This is a genomic window from Actinoallomurus sp. NPDC052308 (assembly GCF_040679195.1).
GTDB lineage: Bacteria > Actinomycetota > Actinomycetes > Streptosporangiales > Streptosporangiaceae > Actinoallomurus > Actinoallomurus liliacearum.
In genome coordinates this window covers 37,337-58,752 of the sequence record NZ_JBFAUM010000025.1, presented here as the reverse complement: position 1 = coordinate 58,752, position 21,416 = coordinate 37,337, and the positions used below count along the sequence as shown (strand labels likewise).

The window sequence follows — 21,416 nt, the reverse complement described above, 5'->3', positions numbered from 1 at the left end:
AGATCCTGTCACCTTCGGGACGGAGAGTGCCCGCGCTATCGCCGGACGCCCGCCGCGAGTTCGGCGGTGAGGCGGCGTACGGCGTCGATCCCGGCCTCGGGGGACGGCGCGTCGAGCAGCCTCCGGATGAACGCCGACCCGACGATCACTCCGTCCGCGAAGCCCGCGACCTGCGCGGCCTGGTCGCCGTCGCTCACGCCGAGGCCGAGCCCGACGGGCAGCGGGGACCGCCCCGCAATCGCCTTGCGGGTGCGTTCGACCAGGTGCGCCGCGCCGGTGTCGACGGCGGTGCGCGCCCCGGTCACGCCCATGAGCGAGGCGGCGTACACGAAGCCGCGGGACAGACCGGTGATCGTGGCCAGGCGCTCGTCGGTGGAGCTCAGCGCGACCAGGAACACCCGGTCGAGGTCGTACGCGTCGGAGGCGGCGAGCCACGGCTCGGCCTCCTCCGGGGTGAGGTCCGGGGTGATCAGGCCCGAGCCGCCCGCCGAGGCCAGGTCACGGGCGAAGGCGTCGACGCCGTACCGGTCGACGGGGTTCCAGTACGTCATGACGAGCGTGCGCACGCCGGTGGCGGCGACCGCCTCGACCGTGCGGAACACGTCGGCGACCCGGAACCCGCCGGTCAGCGCCTGGTGGACGGCGTCCTGGATGGTCGGGCCGTCCATGAGAGGGTCGGTGTAGGGCAGGCCGATCTCGATGACGTCACAGCCGTCCTCGACCATGGCCTTCGCGGCGGCGATGGCCCCTTCGTACGAGGGGAACCCCGCGGGAAGGTAGCCGACGAGCGCGGCCCGCCCTTCCGCCTTGGCCCGCTCGAAAGCCGTCGCGACGGTACGCGCCGGCGCGCCCTCGGTCCGTTCCATGATCTCGATTCGCTCGCTCTGCTCGCTCATTTGGCGGACCCCTCGCCCTCGACCAGCCCGAACCATTCGGCGGCCGTGTGCATGTCCTTGTCGCCCCGGCCGGAGAGGCAGACCACGATCGTGGCGTCCGGGCCGAGTTCGCGGCCGACGCGGAGCGCGCCGGCCAGCGCGTGCGCGGACTCGATGGCGGGGATGATGCCCTCGGTGCGGCACAGGAGCGCGAAGGCGTCCATGGCCTCGGCGTCGGTGACGGCCTCGTAGGTGGCGCGGCCGGTGTCGTGCAGCCAGGAGTGCTCGGGGCCGACGCCGGGATAGTCGAGCCCGGCCGACACCGAGTGGGTCTCCATGGTCTGGCCGTCCTCGTCCTGCAGCAAGTAGGTGCGCATGCCGTGGATGACCCCGAGGGACCCGCCGACGAGGGTCGCGGCGTGCTTGCCGGTCTCGACGCCGCCGCCGCCGGCCTCGAAGCCGTAGAGCCGGACGCCCTCGTCGGGGACGAAGGCGTGGAAGGCGCCGATGGCGTTCGACCCGCCGCCGACGCAGGCGACGACCGCGTCGGGCAGCCGCCCGGTCAGCTCGAGGACCTGCTCGCGGGCCTCGACGCCGATGATCCGCTGGAAGTCGCGGACCATCATCGGGAACGGGTGCGGGCCCATGACCGAGCCGATGCAGTAGTGGGTGTCCTCCACGGTCGCCACCCAGTCGCGGAACGCCTCGTTGCAGGCGTCCTTGAGGGTGCGGCTGCCGGTCTTGACCGCGACCACCTCGGCGCCGAGCATCCGCATCCGGGCGACGTTCAGCGCCTGGCGGACGGTGTCGACCTCGCCCATGTAGACGACGCACTCGAGACCGAGCAGCGCCGCCGCGGTCGCGGTGGCGACGCCGTGCTGGCCGGCGCCGGTCTCGGCGATGATCCGGGTCTTGCCCATGCGCCGGGTGAGCAGCGCCTGCCCCAGCACGTTATTGATCTTGTGCGAGCCGGTGTGGTTGAGGTCCTCGCGCTTGAGGAGGATCCGCGCGCCGCCGGCCTCCGCGCCGAACCGCTTGGCCTCGGTGAGGAGGCTGGGCCGCCCGGCGTACGTCGCCAGCAGATGGTCGAGCTCGCCGCGGAACGCCGGGTCCGCCATGGCGGTCTGGTAGGCGGTGGTGAGCTCGTCGAGCGCCGCCATGAGCGCCTCGGGCGCGAACCGGCCGCCGAAGGGGCCGAAGTGCCCGGTCAGATCGGGAAGAGAGCGTGCGGAATCGATGGTCATCGCAATGGTCCTGTCGCAGGTGGGTAAAGCCGATCCGATCAACTGGAATGCGGATTCAGGCCCGCCATCGCTCGCGAAGGATCATGTCCACAGCTTACTTGCTCCGCCGCCTACTTGCCCTGGCGCAGCGCCGGGTGCGCCCCGGCGGCGACGAGGTCGGACACCGCCGAGCGCGGGTCCTTGCCGATGACGAGGCTCTCCCCGACGAGGACGGCGTCGGCCCCGGAGGAGGCGTAGGCCAGGAGGTCGTGCGGCCCGCGCACACCGGACTCGGCGATCTTGACGATGCCGTCGGGGATCTGCGGCGCGATCCGGGCGAAGGTGCCGCGGTCGACGCGCAGCGTGGTCAGGTCACGGGCGTTGACGCCGATGACCTTCGCGTTCGCGTCCAGCGCGCGCTCCAGCTCCTCCTCGGTGTGCACCTCGACGAGCGGGGTGAGCCCGATCGACTCGGCCCGCTCGATCAGGGAGATCAGTGCCTGCTGCTCGAGCGCGGCCACGATCAGCAGCACGAGGTCGGCGCCGTACGCCCGCGCCTCCCAGAGCTGATAGGAGGAGACGACGAAGTCCTTGCGCAGCACCGGGATGTCGACGCGGTTGCGGACCGCGGCCAGGTCGTCGATGCTGCCGCCGAAGCGGCGACGCTCGGTCAGCACGCTGATCACGGCGGCGCCGCCGGCCTCGTAGTCGGCGGCGAGCGCGGCCGGGTCGGCGATCGCGGCGAGCGCGCCCTTCGAGGGGCTGCACCGCTTGACCTCGGCGATCACCGCGACGCCCTGGCCACGCAGTGCGCCGATCGCGTTGCGCGGCGATGGGGCGTGGGTGGCCATCCGCTTGAGCGCGTCGAGCGATACGGCCTCCTGCCGCTCCGCAAGATCTGCCCGGACGCCGTCCAGGATCTCGTCGAGCACGCTCACGAGCCCACCTTCCCCGCTCTCATGGAAGGCGTCCGCGACGCCGCTCTGCCGAACCGGTCGCCCATGTGCCCTCCCCGCTGATCGCTCGCCGGACGTCCGCACCGCCGCCGCGTAGAGCCCTGTCGCACGAGCTCACTCACGCAACGATCCCCCCTGCCGGACGGTCGTGTGTCTCGATCGTAGCCCCGCCGGTGCGATGCGCCTTGCCGGGGTGGAAGATCACGGCGCCAGGGCACGTCCGGCAGGGAGATTCCGGACGACCCAGTACACCAGGATGACCACGGTGAACCCGATGATCACGGCCGGGTGGAGGACTCTGGACCGCACCGGCCGTCCCTTCCGCGCCGCCGACACCCATCTGACCCAGAGGTAAGCCAGGAATGGCAGTGTGGCGAAGGCCAGCGGGTTGCGGCCGAACGCCTCGGTCAGATGCCCGCGGCCGATCGCGTGGATCATGCGCAGCGTCCCGCAGCCGGGGCAGTAGTACCCGGTCACCGCGAGGAAGGGGCAGGTCGGGTAGTGCCCCGGATGGTTGGGATCGACCATCGTGACGTAGCCGGCCGCGCCGATCACCCCGGCCAGCACGGCGTACGGCGACCAGCGCGCTCTGCGGTGACCCGCCCGCGTCAGCGGCGGGCTCTCGAAGCGTCCCACTGTCACACTCTCAGCGTACGGCCGGACGGGTCGCGGGGTCGGCGGCTCAGACATCGGCGACATAGCCGACGCCGCGTACGGTGCGCAGCGGGCTGCCGGCGCCCAGCTTGGCGCGCAGCTGGGCGATGTGGACGTCGACGGTGCGGACGCCGGCGGCCTCGGTGTTCCCCCACACGGCGACGAGGAGCTGGTCACGGCCGAAGACCCGCCCCGGATGGCCCATCAGGAACGCCAGCAGCTCGAACTCCACGGCGGTCAGCGCCTTGGGCACCCCCGCCACGGTGACCGAACGGGCGCCCGGGTCCAGCACGACGTTCCCGGCCCGCAGGACGTCGTCCCGTGGCGCGGCGGCCCGGTGGCCCCGCAGGGCGCGGCCGAGCGTGGCCAGGAGCACCCGGGGGCTGAACGGGCGCGGCACGGTGTGCCCGCCGGGCGCCGTCATGCCCGGCGGCACCACGGACACGACGACCGCCGGGCCGGCGGCCTCCGCGACGTCCCGGTACACGCCCGTGGTCAGGTCGAGGACGATCGCGTCGGGTCGCAGCGTACGGGCGAGTCCGGCGGCCGCGTCCGGGTCGCCGACGAGCCGGACGCGGTATCCCTCGCGGGTGAGGTAGAGCCGGATGAGGTCGGCGACGCCCGGATCGTGCTCGACCACCAGCACGGTGGCGCGGGCCGTCGCGCCCGATCCGGCTCCCGGCCGCGGACGCGGCACGCGGGCGCCCGGCGCGCCGTCGGCCCCGGCCGGTCCCGGCGGGGTGTTCGACGGCGGTCGCCACCGCGAGCGCGGGGCTCGGGGGTCCGGAGCGGTCCCCTCGCCGGCCCGTCCGGTCAGGGCCCGCCCGCTCAAGCGGGCGTCCGGCGCGGCCCCCTCGCCGGCCGGTCCGGCCGGGGCGCGCCCGCTCAATCAGTGCTCCTGGAACTCGTCGCGGGTGGGGTCGTCGCCGCGGTCGAGCGACTTCCACAGCGAGGCGGGGTCGTCGCTCGTGCGCGGGGCGGTGCCCGGCCGGTCGTAGCGGGCGGACATGCCGGGCCAGCGCCGGCCGCGTACGACGGTGAGGAGCCCGGCGGCGGCCAGCAGGATCCCGCCCGCCATCGCGACGATCCACCAGCCGCTCACGTGCACGGACAGGTCGCCGGTCAGCCGGGTGAGGTTGGTCCGGTCGGCGGCGGCGGACACCACCCGCGCGTGGCGGACGGCCAGCGGCGACAGCACGGCGATGAGCACGCCGAAGCCGGTCAGCAGCACGCCCACGGCCGTCCGCGCCCAGCCGCGCGTGGCGAGCAGCGCGGCGATCCCGGCGAGGCCGACCAGGCCGAGAGCGGCGATGCCGCCGCTCAGCGACCTCCCGGTGAGGTGCTGCAGCGACGGCACGAGCTCCGGGCCACCGCGTACGGTGACGGTCGCCCAGGTCCGGCCGGTGAACCCGGCGGCGAGCCCCGCGCCCACCGCGCCGAGCAGCGCGGCGGCGGCGAGTTCGCGGCGGGTGGTCACTGGGGACGCTCTCCCACGACCGGGTCGAGGCGGTCGGCGTCCCAGCAGGTGCGGTCCCCGGTGTGGCAGGCGGCCCCGACCTGGTCGACCTTGACAAGGAGGGCGTCGCCGTCGCAGTCGAGGGCGACCTCCTTGACCCACTGCTGGTGACCGGAGGACTCCCCCTTCACCCAGTACTCCTTACGGCTGCGCGACCAGTAGGTGGCGCGGCCGGTGGTCAGCGTGCGGTGCAGGGCCTCGTCGTCCATCCAGGCCAGCATGAGTACCTCGCCCGTGTCGTACTGCTGGGCGATGGCCGGGACGAGCCCGTCTTCGGTCCGCTTGAGACGATCGGCGATCTTGGGGTCCAAGGACATGACATCCATTGTGCCGCCTCACTCGACCGTGGGGGCGGAGGGGGCGAGGCGCCGCAGCGGGGACTCGGGCATCAGGGCGAAGACCACCAGCGCGATGGCGGCGCCGGCCGCGCCGAGCCACGGGATCACGGTCGCGGTCGCGGACGCCGACGCGGTGGCCAGGCCGTGCGCGGGGGCGGCGGCGCGCACGTGGGAGGCGTACGCGGTGCCGGCGATCGCCAGGGCGACCGACCCGCCGACCTGCCGGAAGAAGGTGATCTTGCTGGTGGCGGTGCCGATGTGCTCCGGTTCGACGGCGTTCTGCACGGCGATGGTGAGTCCGGACAGCATCGGCCCGATGCCAAGCCCGATCAGCGCCATCCAGCCGGCCAGGACCCAGACGCCGGTGTGGACGCCGATGCCCGCGCACAGGAGCGATCCGGCGGCGAGCAGGGCGGGGGCCGCGATCAGCCAGGGCTTGTACCGCCTGGTCCGGCTGATCAGCGCGCCGGTGACGAAGCTGCCGGCCAGCATGCCGAGCATCAGCGGGTAGACCTTCAGGCCGGAGGTGCTGGCGCTGTCGCCGTGCACACTCTGGAAGTAGCGCGGCAGAAAGATGATGGCCGCGTACATGCCGAAGGCCGTGAAGAACGATCCGACGTTGGCCGCCGTGTAGGTGCGGTTGCGGAACAGGCCGAGCGGCACGATCGGCTCGGCGGCGCGCCGTTCGACGAGGACGAACACGACGAGCAGGACGATCGAGGCGGCGATCGGCGCGGCGACGGTTCCGCTCGTCCACGCGTGGGTGGCGCCGGCGGCCGTGGAGCGGCCCTTCTCGGTCAGGCCGTACAGCAGCAGCCCGATCGCGGCGGCGAAGACCGCGATCCCGAGGTAGTCGGGCCGGGCGGGGACGCGCTCGCGGCGCCGGTGGGGCAGGCGCAGGGCGATCACCGCGAGGACGACCACGCCGACCGGCAGGTTGACCAGGAAGACCCAGCGCCAGTTCGCCCGCTCGGTGAGCAGGCCGCCGAGGTAGGGGCCCGCGACGTAGCTGAGGGCCATGACGCCGCCGACCGCGCCCTGGATGCGACCGGAGTTCTGTGGCGGGAACAGGTCGGCGACCAGCGCGAGCGAGAGCGGGATGAGCGCACCGGCGCCGAGGCCCTGGACGGCGCGGAAGGCGATGAGCTCGGGCATGTTCTGCGCCGCCGCGCACAGCGCGGAGCCGGCGAGGAAGACGGTGACCCCGATCAGCAGGAGCGGCTTGCGGCCGTGCACGTCGGACAGCCGCCCGTACAGCGGAACGGTGATCGTCGAGGTCAGCAGGTACGCCGTGACGACCCAGGTGTAGAGGTCCTCGCCGCGCAGGTCCGCGACGATCCGGGGCAGCGAGGTGCCGACGATCGTCTGGTCCAGCATCGCCAGGAACATGCCGCCGAGGACGGCGACGATCAGCAGACCCGTCTTGGGCCCGCGCGCCGTGTCCGGCGGCGCGGTGCTCGTCATGGCCGACATCTCGATCCCTTCTCCCACGTTCGATCAACGCGTCGATACCAACATGTAAGATCCGACATGTCAACTTCAACATGTTTGGCTGCGACATGTCGACATCGGGCTATCCTGGGCGGATGTCACTGCGCGCAGCACTGCTGGCACTGATCGAGGCGGGCGGGCCGGCCAGCGGCTATGACCTGACCAAGCGGTTCGAGGGGTCGCTCGCCTATGTCTGGCAGGCGAGCCACAGCCAGATCTATCCCGAGTTGAACCGCATGGCGGCGGACGGGCTGCTGCAGGTGGAGTCGGAGGGATCGCGCGGCCGCAAGACCTACTCCATCACCGAGGCCGGCGAGAGAGAACTGCACCGGTGGCTGCTCGAGACCAAGCCCGAACAGCGCGTGCGCAATGAGGGGGCGCTACGAGCCTTCCTGATTCCCCTGCTCCCCCGAGAAGAGGCTCTCGACCTGCTGCGGGAGGAGTTGCGCCACGTCGAGGCGAGGAGAGCCGAACTGGAAACACTGCTCTGCGACGTCGGCGAGTCCAGTTTTGGGCGTTATGCCCTTGAAAGGGGCCTTCGGCACTTGGCCGCGTCGCGCGAGTGGGCGCTCTGGGCGATCGAGCGGCTCCAAAAAAGCGAAGAGGCCCGTACCGAAACGGCACGGACCCCGACGGGTGAACTTTGACCGAACGTTTTCGGTACTACAGCGGACGGACCTGGTCCGCCTGCGGGCCGCGGTCGCCCTGGACGACCTCGAACTCCACGCGCTGATTGTCCTCGAGCGTACGGTATCCGTTGGTGGCGATCGCCGAGTAGTGGACGAAGACGTCCGGACCACCGCCGTCAATGGCGATGAAGCCGAACCCCTTGTCGGCGTTGAACCACTTCACGGTGCCCTGGGCCATGCCTAACTCCTTGCCGGACAAACAAAACCCACACGTCGTGGGTCACTTTGTGGTTGCCGCGGGTGTGCGCAGGCCCTTGAAGAAGCAAGAACACGCCCGCCAGTCATCGGTCCGCGGGCGTCTGGCAAACGAACGTGGAACTACGACAACAACCGGTTTGAGTTTACCAAGTTCGGTGCTCTGTCACACGCCCCGGTGCGAAAGACTGTTTTCCACCGTCGATATTCCCCGCCGTTCTCGCGGCAACCCACCTCCGACCGGCGAGAACGGCGCGGGAGTCCGGCAAATCAAATCTTCAACTGTGCCGCCCAGGACGCGTACAACTCGGCATATCGTCCGGATTCGGCCACCAACGCGGCATGCGGCCCGCGCTGAACGAGATGTCCCTGATCGAAGACGAGGACCTCGTCGGCCGCCTCGGCGGTGGACAGCCGGTGGGCGATCGAGACGGCGGTACGGCCGCGGGTGACGCTCTCGATGGCCCGCTGCAGGCGCACCTCGGTGGCGGGGTCGACGGCGGAGGTCGCCTCGTCCAGCACCAGCAGGTCCGGGTCGGCCAGGTACGCCCGGGCCAGCGCCACGAGCTGCCGCTCCCCCGCCGACAACGACTCGCCGCGCTGCCCGACCGGGGTCGCCAGCCCCTCGGGCAGGCCGGCCAGCCAGTCGCCCAGGCCGAGTTCGGTCAGCGCCCCGCGGATGTCCTCCTCGGACGCCTCGGGCCGCCCGAACCGGAGGTTGTCGGCCAGGGACGCGTCGAACAGGAAGCCGTCCTGCGGGACCATCACGATCCGCTCCCGCAGCGAGGAGAACCGCACCTCGGTCAGCGGCACTCCGTCGACCAGCACCCGCCCCGACGCCGGGTCCATCATCCGGGTGAGCAGCTTGGCGAAGGTGGTCTTGCCCGAGCCGGTCTCCCCCACGACCGCGATCCGGGAGCCCGGGGCGATGCGCACGGACACGTCGTGCAGCACGGTCGGCCCGCCGGGATAGGCGAAGGACACGTCCTCGAACCGCACGTCGATCGCGCCCCTGGGCAGTACGGTCCCCGCCGGGCCGGGGTCGGCGACGTCCGGCGTCGTGTCCAGCACGCCGAGCACCCGCCGCCAGCCCGCGATGGCGTTCTGGGCGTCGTTGAGGACCTCGGTGGCGACCTGCAGGGGGCTGACGAACAGGGTGACGAGGAACAGGAACGCCACCAGCTCCCCGGCGGTGAGGTGGCCCCCGATCCCCAGCGCCGTGCCGGCCACGACGACGCCGGCGGTGGCGACCGCCGAGGCCAGCTCGGTCGAGGGGAAGGTCAGGGCGACGAGATTCTGCGCCCGTACCTGCGCGTCGCGGTACGCGCCGACGGACTCGTCGATCCGCCGCTCGGTGCGCTCCTCGGCACCGTACGCGCGGATCACGGACGCGCCGACGACCGACTCGCCCACCGCCGACAGCATGTCGCCGACCCGCTCGCGCACGGCGCCGTACGCCTTCGACAGCCAGCGCTGGAAGACGCGCAGCGCGTACGTCAGCGGTAGGAAGACGACCCAGACGAGCAGCGTGAGCGGCCAGGAGTAGACGGCCATGAGCACGGTCGCCACGACGAGCTGGCCGCCCGCGATGATGATCATCAGGCCGCCGTACTGCATGAACTGGCTCATCTGGTCGACGTCGCTGGTGACGCGGGAGACCAGCGACCCGCGCCGCTCGCCGCTCTGGGTCAGCATCGACAGGTCGTGCACGTGCCGGAAGGCGCGGACGCGCAGTGCCGCCAGACCGCTCTCGCTGGTGCGGTACAGGCGGACGTTCATCAGGTACGCCGCGACGGCCGTCAGGACGACGGCGCCGGCGCACACGAGGACCGCGGTGCGGATGAAGCCGATGTCGGGCCCGCCGTGGGCGCGCAGGCCCCGGTCGAGCGTCTGCTGCACGGCCACCGGGACGACGATGCGCCCGACGGTGGCCACCAGCGCCAGCAGCAGTGTTCCCACGATGCCGCGCCGGAACTCCGGGGTGAGCCGAAGCCCCCGGCGCAGGGTGGCGAGCCCGGACGCCGGGCGGCTCTCGAGGGCCGTCACGCGACCGCCTCCTCGTTCTCTTCGTCCTCGTCCGGTACGGCCTCGTCGGCGGCGCGCTCGTAGGCCGTGACGAGATCCCGGTATCCGGCGGACCGTTCCAGCAGTTCCTTGTGGGGGCCCTGGGCGACGACGCGGCCGCGTTCGATGTAGACGACGTCGTCGGCCAGCTCGATGGTCGCCTTCCGGTAGGCCACGACCACGACGGTGGCGGCCGAGTCGCGCAGCCCGTCGAGGATGCGGGCCTCCACCTGGGGGTCGACGCTGGACGTCGCGTCGTCGAGCACGAGCAGCCGCGGGCGCCGGACCAGGGCGCGGGCCAGCGCGAGCCGCTGCCGCTGCCCGCCGGACAGTGTGGTGCCGCGCTCCCCCACGTGGGTGTCCAGGCCGTCGGCGAGCGCGGAGACGAACCCGTCGGCCTGGGCCAGCCGGAGCGCCTCCCACACGTCGTCGTCCGGCACGTCCAGGCCGAGCGTCACGTTGCCGCGCACGGTGTCGTCGAACAGGAACGCCTGTTGCGGCACGAGCGCCGTCGTCGCCGACATGCCGTGCCGCTCGACGTCCCTCGCGTCGACGCCGTCGAGCAGGACCTGCCCGCCGGCCGGGTCGACGAGGCGGACGAGCAGGTTCGTGAGCGTGGACTTGCCTGATCCGGTGGGGCCGACGACCGCGATCGTACGGCCGGGCTCGGCGGCGAAGGAGACGTCGTGCAGGACGTCGTCGTCGGTGTAGCCGAACCGCACGTCGCGCGCCTCCAGGCGCGCGGGGCCCGCCGTGTCGACGGACCGGTCGCCGTACGGGAGGGAGCCGGTGGCCTGCAGGACGTCCTGCACGCGTTCCCAGCCGACGACGCTGCGCGGCACCTCGGCCAGGACCCAGCCCAGCGCGCGGATCGGGAAGGCCAGCAGGGTGAACAGGTACGCGACGTGCACCAGGTCGCCAGGCGACATCGCGCCGGACCGCAACCGGATCGACCCGACGAGCAGGACGGCGAGCACGCCGAGGTTCGGCAGGGCCTCCAGGACGGGGTCGAACAACCCGCGGATGCGGCCGACCGCCACGTTCGCGTCGCGCAGCTCCGCCGCGACGGCGGCGAAGCGCTCGGTCTCGTCCGCCTCCCGGCCGAGGGTCTTGACGACCAGCGCGCCTTCGAAGCTCTCGTGCGCGACCTCGCTGACGCCCGCCCGCAGGCGCTGCGCGTGCGCGGCGACGGGGGCCAGCCGCCGCTGGTAGATCACGTTCAGGCCGGCGATCGCCGGGAAGACGAGGAAGCCGACGATCGCGACGACCAGGTCGGTGGTGAGGATCGCGATCGCGGCGATGATCAGCATCAGCACGACCCCGAGCGCCATGGGCAGCGGGGCGAGGGGGGCCCAGGCGGCCTCGACGTCGGCGTTGGCGTTCGACAGGAGCCGGCCGGTGGGGTGTCGCTGGTGCCAGGCCAGGGGCAGCCGGAGGTACTGGCGGGTGACCGCGCGCCGGTAGGCCGCCTGCATGTTGTACTGCACCATCCCGGCGTACAGGCGCCGTCCCGCGACGCCGAGCGCCTTCAGCAGGGCCACGCCGACGATCGCCAGGCTGCCGAGGACGAGCGCGCCCGTGGTGGTGCGGCCGTCGCGGAAGGCCGGCAGGACGACGTCCTGGGTGACCCGGCCGAGGACCCAGGCGCTGCCCACGGTCATCGCCGCGTACAGCCCGCTGCTGAGCACGGCGGCCGTGAGGAGACGCGGCTCGGCCCGGGCGGCGACCCAGAGGACGGCCGCGCCCTTTTTTAGGATGTCCGATGTCACTTTTTGTGACACAAAGTCCCCTCTCGTGGCAGATTGTGGGGCCGATAATCCCTATCACGCGAGGGCGACGGGTTATTCCATGCCGGGAGGGGCGGGCCTACGATCGCTGGATGGCGAACGAGAACTGGGCGCGCGCCGAGCGCCACGCCCTCAGTGACGCGCTGATCGACGCCGGTCCCGAGGCACCCACCCTCTGCCAGGGCTGGACCGCCGCGGACCTGGCCGCCCACCTCGTCGTCCGGGAGCACCGGCCCGACGCCGCGCCGGGCATCATGATCCCGCTGCTGGCGGGCTACACCGAGAAGGTACGGCTCGGGATCCGCGACGCCACGCCGTACGCCGACCTCGTGGCGCGCTTCCGGGCCGGGCCGCCGGCCTGGTCGCCGTTCGCGCTCGGCGCGGTCGACGCCGCGGCGAACACCACCGAGTACTTCGTGCACCACGAGGACGTCCGCCGCGCCGGGGAGGGCTGGGAACCGCGCGAGCTGCCCGTGGCCTTCGAGGAGCAGTTGTGGCGGCGGCTGCGGATGGCCCGGTTCGTCCTGCGGCGGCTGCCCGTGGAGGTCACCTTCGTGGATCCGGACGGCCGCACCCAGCGCGTCACCAAGGGCGGCCGGCTGGTCCGGGTACACGGTGAGCCGAGTGAGCTGACGCTGTGGGCCCTGGGCCGCAAGGACGCCGCGCGGGTCGAGCTGACGGGCGAGGCCGAGGCGATCAACGTCCTGAACCAGGGCCGCTGGCGCCTGTGACCGCACCCGCCGGATCGGGTCCGGCTGCCGGGGCTCCGGTCCGGACGCGGCCTCTCACGCCGGGGCTCCGGTCAGGCCGCGGCCTTCTCCCAACGGGGCCGGCCGCGGCCTCTTCGCGCCGGAGGTCCGGTCAGGCCGCGGCCTTCTCCGGCTGCGGCTGCGGCCGTACGGTCCGCCGCGGCGACCGCACGAGCGCGAACACGATGATCCCCGCGGCGATGCCCAGCACCGCCGAGACGGCGTAGACCTCGTTCAACCCGGAGGCGACGGCCGCGCGGACGATCGGCAGCCGGGGGGCCTGTCCACCGCTCGCCGCGCCGGCCATCGCGTGCGGGTCGGCCACGTGGCCGGTCAGCACGTGCTCGATCCGGCCGCGGAAGACGATGCCGAGCACGGCGATGCCGAGGGCGTAGCCGAGCTGCCGGAACGTGTTCAGGGCGCCGCCGGCCATCCCGCCGCGCTCGGGCGGGACCGCGCTCATCACCGCCGCCGACAGCACGGGGATGGCCAGTCCGACGCCCACGCCGCCGACGATCAGTCCCGGCATGATCGCGGTCGAGGAGGACCCGGCGTCCAGGACCGCCTGCAGGCCCGAACCGATGCCGATCAGCAGCAGCCCGATCCCGATGCTCAGCCGGGGCGAGACGCCGTGCAGGAGCCGCGCCCCGGCGGCGGAGACGACGAAGGACGCCAGGGCGAGCGGGATGAGGGCCGCCCCGGCCCGTACCGGCCCGAGGCCCAGGGCGCCCTGCAGCCACAGGGAGGTGAAGGCGAGACAGGCGAACGCCGAGGCCATCAGGAGAGCGCCGCCGACGAGCACGGCGACGAACGACCGGTTGCGGAACAGGCCGAGATCGAGCAGCGGGTGCCGGGTCCGCGTCTCCACCACGACGAAGACGGCCAGGGTGACGGCGGCCAGGGCGAACATCGTGAGCGGCACGGTGGCGGTGAAGCCGTCGTCGCCCGCCCGGATGAGCCCGTAGGTGAGCGTGCCGGCGCAGGCGGTGAAGGACGCCATCCCCGGCAGGTCGATCCGCGCCTGGCCGGCGCGCCGGGACTCCTTGACGACGGCGAGCGTGAGCACGATCGTGACGACGGTGATCGGCAGGTTGACCAGGAAGATGGACCGCCAGTTCACGTGCTGGGTGAGCAGGCCGCCGAGGATCGGGCCGCCGGCCGCGGCCAGGCCGTTGACGGCGCCCCACACGCCGAACGCGACACCCCGGTCCCGACCCTGGTAGGTGCTGTTCAGGAGGGCGAGGGTCGTCGTGAACATGGCCGCGCCGCCCACGCCCTGCACGCCGCGCGCGGCGATGAGGGTCGCCGCGTTCGACGCCAGCCCGCAGGCGAGCGAGGCGGCGGCGAACAGCACCAGGCCCACGAGGTAGACCCGGCGCGCCCCGAACAGGTCCGCGACCGAGCCGGCGCCCAGCAGGAGCGCGGCCAGGGCCAGCGCGTAGATGTCCAGCACCCACTGCAGGGCCGAGAACGACGCGTCGAGGCTCTTGGCCATGCCGGGGAGCGCGACCGTCACGATCGTGACGTCCACGAGCAGCATGAAGGCCCCGAGACAGACCGCGACGAGCGGCCACCATTTACGCATGAGGGGATTCCTTCCGGTTTCATGGTGAGGCCTCCACCTTCGCCGGGAGGGACGGAACTCTCCAGCCAGAAGCTGCCGACTGGCGTTTATCGACGCGGGTTACTCTTCTGCGGTGGAATCCCGCACACTCGACGCGCTGGACCGCGATCTCGTCCACGCGCTGCAGATCGACGGCCGGGCCCCGTTCAGCAAGATCGCCGAGGTGCTCGGGGTCTCCGACCAGACGATCGCCCGCCGCTACCGGCGGCTCCGTACGGCGGGGACGCTGCGCGTCGTCGGAGCCATCGACGGCGGCCGCGTCGGCCTGGTCTCCTGGGCCATCCGCCTCCGGGCCACTCCCGACGCGGCCGGCGCGGTCGCCACCGCGCTCGCCCGCCGCCCGGACACCTCCTGGGTCCACCTGCTCTCCGGCGGAACCGAGATCACCTGCGGCACGCGGACCCGAACGCTGGAGGAACGCGACGACCTGCTGCTGCAGAAGCTGCCGCGCACGAGCCGGGTCTCGTCGGTCACCGCGCACGCGATCCTTCACCTGTTCGTCGGCGGGACGATCGGCTGGGCGGGCCTGCGGTCCCTCTCCCCCGAGCAGGCCGAGCGCCTGCGGCCGGACCTGCCCGAACCGGACGACGAGCCGGTGGATCTGAGCGAGGCCGATTACGCGCTGCTGGGCGCGCTGTCCGTCGACGGACGCACCGGCCACGCCGAACTGGCCGCCGTCACCGGGTGGTCGGAGTCCACGGTCCGGCGGCGCATGGACCAGCTCCGCCGCGCCGGCGTGCTGTTCTACGACATCGACATGCCGTCGGAGGTCTTCGGCCACCACGTCGAGGCGCGGCTGTGGGTGTCGGTCCAGCCGTCGAAGCTGGTCGCCGTCGGCGAGGCGATGGCCGAGCATCCCGAGGTCGCGTTCGCGGGGGCCACCACCGGCCCGACCAACCTGATGGTCGCCCTCACGTGCCGGGACCCGAACCACCTCTACCGGTACCTGACCGAGCAGGTCGGCTCGCTGGAGGGCGTCCGCGACGTGGAGACCGCGCCGGTGATCCGTACGCTGAAACGGGCGGGCGCGACCTTGCTTCCGTAATTGGCTTGCCCGGTTTGTGGTCGAGTGCGCATCCTGCAACGGTGGAACCCATCGTCATTCACCCGGCGGAGTCACTGCACGGCCGCCTGCAGCGCGGCCGTGGCTGCGCCGCACGCCGTGCCGCCGGCCTGCCCGGCGCGCGCGAGCTGATCTACGACTGCGTGAGCCGCGACCCTCGATGGGACACCCTCGAGGCCCGCGGCCTGTATTACGCCCGACTGATCCTCGACCTGGAGCTGGAGATCGGCCCCATAGTCGAACACATATTCGATCCTATGGATCCGCTGGACGCCGAGCCCGACCGCACCAACCTGGCGCTCGACGTCCTGTCCCAGCTCGTCCACCTCGGCCGGCGTGAGGCCGCCGTGCCGCTGCGCCGGTACGCCGCCGAGGGCGCGAACTGGTACACGGCCCTGCAGGCCCTGGTGGAGCTCGACGACCCCGCCCTGGCGGAAGGGCTCGACGAGGTCGCGGCCGCCCGCTGCGACGACCGCTCCCTCGCGTGGCTGTGCGGGGTGGACGGTGCCGTGACGCAGATGTGGGCCCGCCGCCAACCCCGGATCGCCGCCGCCCGCAGACCCGAGCCCCGCCCGCACGAGCCGAGACCCTCGCTCACCGGCCGCTCCGACGCCGACCTGGCGGCCCTCGTCCGCGCGGACGACACCGCCACCACCGCCGCCATCCTCGAACTCGGCCGCCGCCGCAGTGCTCTGGTCCTCGACCTGGCCGAGGAGCTCCTGCCCGGCGGCGCCCACGACGGCCCCCTGTGCCGGGCCGTACGCGACCTTGGCCCCGCCGCGCTGGGCCGCGCCCGGCTGTGGACCGCCGAGCGACGGTCCTACCAGGACGTCGGCATCGACGTGCTGGCCGCGCACGGGACGGAGTCCGACACCCCGCCGCTCCTCGAGTCCCTCGAGGACGCCCTGGACGAGGAGGACTGGGACCTGGCCGCGGTGCCCGCCGACGGGCTCGGCCGCCTGCGCGCACGGCCCGCGATCCCGCTGCTGCTGTACGGCTGGGAGGAGAGCGCCGCATCCCAGCTGCGCGCCAACCTGCTCGGCGCGCTCACCAAGATCGACCCGCACGTCGCGGAGCCGTACCTCGTGGAGGCCCTGTGGGACTGTGAGGGCGGGGTGCGCCGCATCGCCGCCGAGGCGGTGCCCCTCGACGGCGCGACCCGGGCCCGGCTGCGCCGGCTCCGCCACGAGGACGCCGAGGAGCCCGCCGTCCGAGCCGCGGCCGGCGAACGCCTGTCCGCCGCCCGGCTGAACTGAGCCGCGGCGATCCCGGAGCCACGGCGATCCCGGAGCCGCCGGAGCCGCCGGAGCCGCCGGAGCCGGCCGCAGCCGGTCCGAGCGCGCCGCGGCCGGCCTCCCGTGGCGCCTTCCAGCGCTGGGTGACACGGCGCGCTCAGCGGTCCACCGCGAGCTCGGACAGCCGCATCGCCAGCCCGCGCCGCACCGCCGCGTTGTGGCCGGCCACCGTCAGAAGGGTGTTGCGCACCGCGCGGGCGGCGGGTCCGCCGGCGGTGGCGGCGCGGGTCATCCGGTCGGTCATCGCCACGACGCCGGCGGCCACCGGACGCCGCGCGTCCTCATAGCCGTCCTCGGTGCCGTCGGCGAGCCGGCGGGCCAGGTCCACCGCGTCCTGGATGCCGGTGTTCATCCCCTGCCCGCCGGCCGGGCTGTGCACGTGGGCGGCGTCCCCGGCGAGGAGGATCCGCCCGGCCCGGTAGTGGTCGGCGATCCGGTGGTGCACCCGGAACCGTGAGCTCCACACGACGTCGTGGACGCGCGCCGGGGTGGCGCGCGGGCCCCGGGCGCCGAGCAGGTCGCGCACGTCGGCGGCGTCCGGGTGCTCGGGGGCGTCGTCGACGGTCGCGACGACCCGGTGCCGGCCCCCCGGCAGCGGCGCGACGACGACCAGCCCGTCCGGGGAGAAGAACAGTTGGACCTCGTCGTCCGGCAGGCCCCACTCGAGGTGGACGTCGGCGAGGACGAACGACTGCGGGTAGGTGTCGCCCGTGAAGCCGATGCCGGCCTGCTCGCGGACGACGCTGTGCATGCCGTCCGCGCCGACGACGTGGCGCGCCCGGACCGTCGCCCCGTCGGCCAGCCGAATGGTGGCGCCGTCTGCGTCGCCCGTGACCGCGGTCACCTCCCGGCCCCGGTGGACCTCGCCGCCGAGCGTCCGCAGGCGCCGGAGCAGGACCTCCTCGGTGGTGCTCTGCGGGACCATGAGCGTGTAGGGGTGTGCGGTGGGCAGCCCGCCGAAGTCGACCCTCATGAGCGTCCGGTCCCGGTCCCGGACCGTGAACGTCGGGACGATCACTCCGCGCTCGACGAGCTCGCCGGTGACCTTCAGGGGCTCGAGGACCTCGAGGGTCCGGGCGTGCACCACGGCGGCGCGGGAGGTGTTCGCCCCCTCGGCCGCCTTGTCCAGCAGCACGACGTCCTTCCCCCGGTCGACCAGTGACGCGGCCAGGGCCAGGCCGGTGGGGCCGGCGCCGACGACGGCGACCTCGGCGGTGTCGGGAAGCTTCGGCATGGTGACCTCCGGGAAGTCAACAGATGATGGCCAACGGCCGTTGACAGAAGAGTAACCCGCGGCACGGCATTTGCCAACGGTCGTTGGCCTACACTTGATGGCATGGCTTTCACCGCTCGCTCCGAGGAGACCCGGGCCGCGATCCTCGCCGCCGCTCGCCGCCGCTTCGCCGCCGACGGCTACGAGCGGGCGACCGTTCGCGCCATCGCCGCCGACGCGGAGATCGATCCCTCGATGGTCATCCGCTACTACGGGTCCAAGGAGGGCCTGTTCGCCGCCGCGGTCGACGTGGACCTGCGGCTTCCGGATCTGGCCGCCCTGCCCCCGGACCGGGTCGGTGAGGTCTTCGTACGGCACTTCCTGGGGCTGTGGGAGGGCCCGGGGGCCGGTGAGGTGCTGACCGTGCTCCTACGGTCCGCGGTCACGAACGAGAGCGCCGCCGAGCGCATGCGCACGATCTTCGCCACCCAGGTCGCGACGGCACTCGGCCCGACCGTCGAGGACGGCCCCACCCGGGCCGCCCTCGTCGCCGGCCAGGTGCTGGGCGTCGCGCTGTGCCGTTACATCCTGCGGCTGCCGCCCATGGCCGCCCTCGACGCCGAGACGCTCGTCGCCTATCTGGCCCCGACGGTTCAGCGGTACATCGGCGCGCCTCTGGCCTAGCGGGACGGCCCGTGTTACGCCATAGACATGGGCGCCAGCAGAAGGCGGGACGACCAGGTGGCCGCACACGTGGCGGAACGGGTCGAAACCGGCCGCATCGACCTCGTCCGGTTCCTGTACGCGGACCACGGCGGCATCATCCGCGGCAAGTCCGCGGCCGGGCCGCGGACCGCCGAGCGGCTCCACACGGGGATCGGCCACACCGTCGCCATGATGGCGATGACCATGCTCGACACGCTGCAGCCGGTCGAGGGCCTGGGCCCCGTCGGCGAGGTCCGCATCCTGGCCGACCCCTCGACCTTCACGCCGCTCCCGTACGCCCCCGGCTCCGCCGCGATGCTGTCGGACCTCGTCCAGCCCGACGGCCGGCCGTGGGCGGCGTGCCCGCGAACCTTCCTCAAACAGGCCGTCGCCGAGCTCGCGGACGTCGGCTTCTCAGTCCTCGCGGCGTTCGAGCCGGAGTTCACGCTGGGCCGCCGGACGCCGACCGACCAGGGCCCGGACCGGCTCGTCCCGATCGACGACAGCCTCTGCTACTCCGCCACGGGCTTCCACGCCGCGCACGACTTCGCGGTCGAACTGCTGCGCGCCCTGGAGGCCCAGGGCATGCGCGTGGAGCATTACCACCCCGAACTCGGGCACGGGCAGCAGGAGATGTCCATCCGGCCCGCCCCGCCCCTGCGCGCCGCCGACAACCACGTGCTCTACCGCGAGACCGTACGGGCCGTGGCGATGCGGCAGGGACTCTGGGCCTCGCTCGCGCCCAAGCCGATCCCCGACCAGCCGGGCAACGGCTGCCACCTGCACCTGTCGCTGTGGTCCGGCGATCGCAACGTCTTCCACGACCCGGCCGGCGCGTACGGGCTGTCGAACGAGGGCCGCTGGTTCATCGGCGGGCTCCTCGCGCACCTGCCGGCCCTGACCGCGCTCACCTCCGGGACCGTCAACGGCTTCCGCCGCCTCACGCCCCGGTCGTGGGCGAGCGCGTACGCCTGTTACGGCTCGGACAACCGCGAGGCCGCCGTGCGGATCTGCTCGCCGATGCGCGACGCGGCCGAGGAGAGCACCAACCTGGAGCTGAAGCCGTCGGACTCGTCCGCCAACCCGTACCTGTCGCTCGGGGCGGTCATCCACGCCGGGCTGGACGGCATCCGGTCCAAGACCGAGCCCGGCGCGGCCGTCGACGTGGACCCCGACACCCTCCCCGAGGCCGACCGCCCGCCCCGCCTGCCGTCATCCCTCGGCGAGGCGCTCGACGCCCTGGCGGCCGACGACCTGCTCATGACGGCCCTCGGCCCGCTGCGCGGCGCCGCCTACCTGGCCGTCAAGCGCGCCGACGTCGAGGCCTTCGCGGGGAGCAACGCGGACTACGAGTGCTTCCACCACTTCACCAAGTTCTAGACCGATGATCACCGGTATCCCCTGCGCTCTGCAGACGGTGATCACCAGTGATCGGCCTCAGACCAGAACGCCTGCAGTGCGGCGGAGAAGTGGCGCGGGGCGTCGACGTTGGCGAGGTGGCCGGCGCCGGGGATCTCCTGGATCTCCGCGTGGGCAAGGCCGGTGGCGATGCGCTCGGCGTGGGAGCGGGGTGTCCTCGTGTCGTGCTCTCCGACGAGGAGCAGGACCGGGCAGCGGACCTCGGGCAGGAGCGGGCGCAGGTCGGTGCCGAAACAGCGGCGGGCGGCGGTCGTGTACGCCTCCAGCGGGGTTCCGGCCAGGACCTCGCGCAACCGTGGTCCGGCCGACGTCCGGGCCTCGGGTGCGAGCGTCTCGCGGATGTAGGCGTCGGCGAACGCGGCCATGCCCTGCGCGGACGCGCGCTCGACCGTCGCGGCGAGCTTCGTGACACGCTCGGGCGCGTCGAGGAACGCGAACGATCCCGAGGCCGTCACGGACCGGACACGACCGGGGTGCCCTGCGGCCAGCGCGAGCGCCTCGTTCCCGCCGAGGGACACGCCCACCACGTGGACCATGGCGGGACCGGCGTCGTCGAGCAGCGCGGCGAGCTCGGCGCTGGCCGGGGACCGGCCGTGACCCGGCAGGTCGGCGAGGAGCAGGCGCCGGTCGGGGGCCAGGAACGGCGCGCAGGGATGCCACATCGTGTGGTCGAGGCCGAGACTGTGCAGCAGCAGGACCGGTGCCTCGCCGGAGTGCGGGCCGATCACCTCGGCGAAGAGGCGGGAGGTCATCCGGTCACCGCCTCGGCGTGCCCGAGATCGGCCGAGATCCGGGCCGCGGCCGCCGTGACGGCCGCGGCCAGCTCGCGCCGGCGCGCGGCTCCGAAGCGGGCTTCGGGCACGCAGCAGCCGACCGCGGCGACGGCCGTGCCGGTGTAGTCACGGATGACGGCGCCGACCCCGCACACGCCGGGACGCCACGACGACTCGTTGATCGCGTGTCCCCGTTCGCGCACTCGCGTCAGTTCCTCGGCCAGCCGTTCGGGCTCGGTGATCGTGTTCTCGGTGTAGCGCCGCAGTCCGGCGTCCGCGACGCGCGCCAACTCGGCGGGCGGCTGGTAGGCGAGGAGGGCCCGGCCGGGCGCCACGCAGTGCGCCGGGGCGCGGGCCCCCACCCGGGACTGGGGCGCGACCGGCAGCCGGGAGTCCAGCTTGGCGAGGTAGACGACCTCGCCCCGGTCGTACACGCAAAGGTGGACGACCTCGCCGGTGGCCGTGTTCAGCTCCTCCAGGTGCGGCCGGGCGACGTCGCTCAGCCGCACTCCCGCCAGGACGCTCATGCCGAGCTCCACGCAGCGCAGACCGGCACGGTACAGGCCCGTCTCGGAGTCCTGCTCGGCGTAGCCGCGCGTCACCAGGGTGGCGAGCAGCCGATGCGTGGTCGCCTTCGATCGCCCGCACGCGTCGGCGATGCGGCCGAGCGACCGGGGCCCCTGCGCCGCGAGGAGCTCGAGGACGTCGAGAGCGTGGGCGACCGCCTGGACCGGCTGCTCGTCGCCATCGTTGCGTGACCTCATGAGGCGAGGTTATGGAACGACAT

The 21,416-nt window shown here is 73.1% G+C and carries 21 protein-coding genes; 6 read left to right on the top strand and 15 right to left on the bottom strand.

The annotated features are described in order from the left end of the window. Positions 1-35 precede the first annotated feature (35 nt). From trpA to AB0L00_RS36495, 8 genes are all read right to left on the bottom strand, one after another. Positions 36-866 carry a tryptophan synthase subunit alpha gene (gene trpA / locus AB0L00_RS36530; protein ID WP_364442010.1) on the bottom strand — a complete coding sequence of 277 codons (831 nt, stop codon included), beginning with the start codon at positions 864-866 and terminating at the stop codon, positions 36-38. 26 nt (positions 867-892) lie between these two features. Next, positions 893-2,119, bottom strand: a complete 1,227-nt coding sequence (gene trpB / locus AB0L00_RS36525; RefSeq protein ID WP_364441938.1) for a tryptophan synthase subunit beta — start codon at positions 2,117-2,119, stop codon at positions 893-895. Positions 2,120-2,229: 110 nt separating this feature from the next. Continuing rightward, the gene (trpC, locus tag AB0L00_RS36520; RefSeq protein WP_364441937.1) at positions 2,230-3,036 is read right to left on the bottom strand and encodes an indole-3-glycerol phosphate synthase TrpC; all 807 of its coding nucleotides are present in this window, start codon (positions 3,034-3,036) and stop codon (positions 2,230-2,232) included. A gap of 219 nt (positions 3,037-3,255) precedes the next feature. Beyond that, entirely contained in the window at positions 3,256-3,696 is a 441-nt protein-coding gene (locus AB0L00_RS36515) for a DUF2752 domain-containing protein (protein WP_364441936.1), read from the bottom strand. Between the two features lie 40 nt (positions 3,697-3,736). Next, a complete protein-coding gene (locus AB0L00_RS36510; RefSeq protein ID WP_364441935.1) occupies positions 3,737-4,597 on the bottom strand; it encodes a winged helix-turn-helix domain-containing protein in 861 nt (286 codons plus the stop codon). Further along, positions 4,598-5,185, bottom strand: coding sequence for a Trp biosynthesis-associated membrane protein (locus tag AB0L00_RS36505; RefSeq protein WP_345365165.1), 588 nt, complete (start codon positions 5,183-5,185; stop codon positions 4,598-4,600). After that, complete coding sequence (gene hisI, locus AB0L00_RS36500; RefSeq protein WP_364441934.1) at positions 5,182-5,550, bottom strand: phosphoribosyl-AMP cyclohydrolase; 369 nt, start codon at positions 5,548-5,550, stop codon at positions 5,182-5,184. Before hisI ends, AB0L00_RS36505 begins: the two co-directional genes overlap by 4 nt. A 9-nt stretch (positions 5,551-5,559) precedes the next feature. Next, entirely contained in the window at positions 5,560-7,026 is a 1,467-nt protein-coding gene (locus tag AB0L00_RS36495) for an MDR family MFS transporter (protein WP_364441932.1), read from the bottom strand. A 122-nt stretch (positions 7,027-7,148) separates the two neighbouring features. Between AB0L00_RS36495 and AB0L00_RS36490 the strand changes: the two genes are divergently transcribed. Continuing rightward, positions 7,149-7,700, top strand: coding sequence for a PadR family transcriptional regulator (locus AB0L00_RS36490; protein WP_364441931.1), 552 nt, complete (start codon positions 7,149-7,151; stop codon positions 7,698-7,700). Positions 7,701-7,716: 16 nt separating this feature from the next. On the opposite strand, the gene AB0L00_RS36485 is transcribed toward AB0L00_RS36490, so the two are convergent. The 3 genes from AB0L00_RS36485 to AB0L00_RS36475 all read right to left on the bottom strand — a co-directional run bounded on the left by AB0L00_RS36485 (position 7,717) and on the right by AB0L00_RS36475 (position 11,770). After that, positions 7,717-7,920: a cold-shock protein gene (locus tag AB0L00_RS36485; RefSeq protein WP_252799752.1), complete on the bottom strand. Its 204-nt coding sequence runs from the start codon at positions 7,918-7,920 to the stop codon at positions 7,717-7,719. Between the two features lie 287 nt (positions 7,921-8,207). Beyond that, entirely contained in the window at positions 8,208-9,983 is a 1,776-nt protein-coding gene (locus AB0L00_RS36480; protein WP_364441929.1) for an ABC transporter ATP-binding protein, read from the bottom strand. Beyond that, entirely contained in the window at positions 9,980-11,770 is a 1,791-nt protein-coding gene (locus AB0L00_RS36475) for an ABC transporter ATP-binding protein (RefSeq protein ID WP_364441928.1), read from the bottom strand. Before AB0L00_RS36475 ends, AB0L00_RS36480 begins: the two co-directional genes overlap by 4 nt. A 110-nt stretch (positions 11,771-11,880) precedes the next feature. Between AB0L00_RS36475 and AB0L00_RS36470 the strand changes: the two genes are divergently transcribed. Beyond that, positions 11,881-12,519: a TIGR03085 family metal-binding protein gene (locus AB0L00_RS36470; RefSeq protein ID WP_364441927.1), complete on the top strand. Its 639-nt coding sequence runs from the start codon at positions 11,881-11,883 to the stop codon at positions 12,517-12,519. Positions 12,520-12,649: 130 nt separating this feature from the next. Here the strand turns inward: AB0L00_RS36470 and AB0L00_RS36465 are convergent, their stop codons facing one another. Further along, positions 12,650-14,122 (bottom strand): MFS transporter, encoded by a 1,473-nt coding sequence (locus tag AB0L00_RS36465; protein ID WP_364441925.1) that lies wholly within the window; start codon positions 14,120-14,122, stop codon positions 12,650-12,652. Between the two features lie 112 nt (positions 14,123-14,234). Between AB0L00_RS36465 and AB0L00_RS36460 the strand changes: the two genes are divergently transcribed. Then, complete coding sequence (locus tag AB0L00_RS36460; protein ID WP_364441924.1) at positions 14,235-15,206, top strand: Lrp/AsnC family transcriptional regulator; 972 nt, start codon at positions 14,235-14,237, stop codon at positions 15,204-15,206. Between the two features lie 41 nt (positions 15,207-15,247). After that, positions 15,248-16,480: a hypothetical protein gene (locus tag AB0L00_RS36455; RefSeq protein WP_364441922.1), complete on the top strand. Its 1,233-nt coding sequence runs from the start codon at positions 15,248-15,250 to the stop codon at positions 16,478-16,480. Positions 16,481-16,616: 136 nt separating this feature from the next. Here AB0L00_RS36455 and AB0L00_RS36450 read toward each other — a convergent pair whose 3' ends face one another. Next, the gene (locus AB0L00_RS36450; protein WP_364441921.1) at positions 16,617-17,753 is read right to left on the bottom strand and encodes an FAD-dependent oxidoreductase; all 1,137 of its coding nucleotides are present in this window, start codon (positions 17,751-17,753) and stop codon (positions 16,617-16,619) included. A gap of 102 nt (positions 17,754-17,855) precedes the next feature. Here AB0L00_RS36450 and AB0L00_RS36445 point away from each other — a divergent pair, with 102 nt between their 5' ends. Together AB0L00_RS36445 and AB0L00_RS36440 are read left to right on the top strand one after the other, a co-directional pair. Further along, positions 17,856-18,416 carry a TetR family transcriptional regulator gene (locus AB0L00_RS36445; RefSeq protein WP_364441920.1) on the top strand — a complete coding sequence of 187 codons (561 nt, stop codon included), beginning with the start codon at positions 17,856-17,858 and terminating at the stop codon, positions 18,414-18,416. Positions 18,417-18,443: 27 nt separating this feature from the next. Then, on the top strand, positions 18,444-19,817 hold the full coding sequence (locus AB0L00_RS36440) for a glutamine synthetase family protein (RefSeq protein ID WP_364441919.1): 1,374 nt from the start codon (positions 18,444-18,446) through the stop codon (positions 19,815-19,817). A 41-nt stretch (positions 19,818-19,858) separates the two neighbouring features. Here the strand turns inward: AB0L00_RS36440 and AB0L00_RS36435 are convergent, their stop codons facing one another. Then, complete coding sequence (locus AB0L00_RS36435) at positions 19,859-20,608, bottom strand: alpha/beta fold hydrolase (RefSeq protein ID WP_364441918.1); 750 nt, start codon at positions 20,606-20,608, stop codon at positions 19,859-19,861. Next, a complete protein-coding gene (locus tag AB0L00_RS36430) occupies positions 20,605-21,393 on the bottom strand; it encodes an IclR family transcriptional regulator (RefSeq protein ID WP_364441916.1) in 789 nt (262 codons plus the stop codon). The genes AB0L00_RS36435 and AB0L00_RS36430 overlap by 4 nt, the downstream gene beginning before the upstream one ends. Between the last annotated feature and the right edge of the window lie 23 nt (positions 21,394-21,416).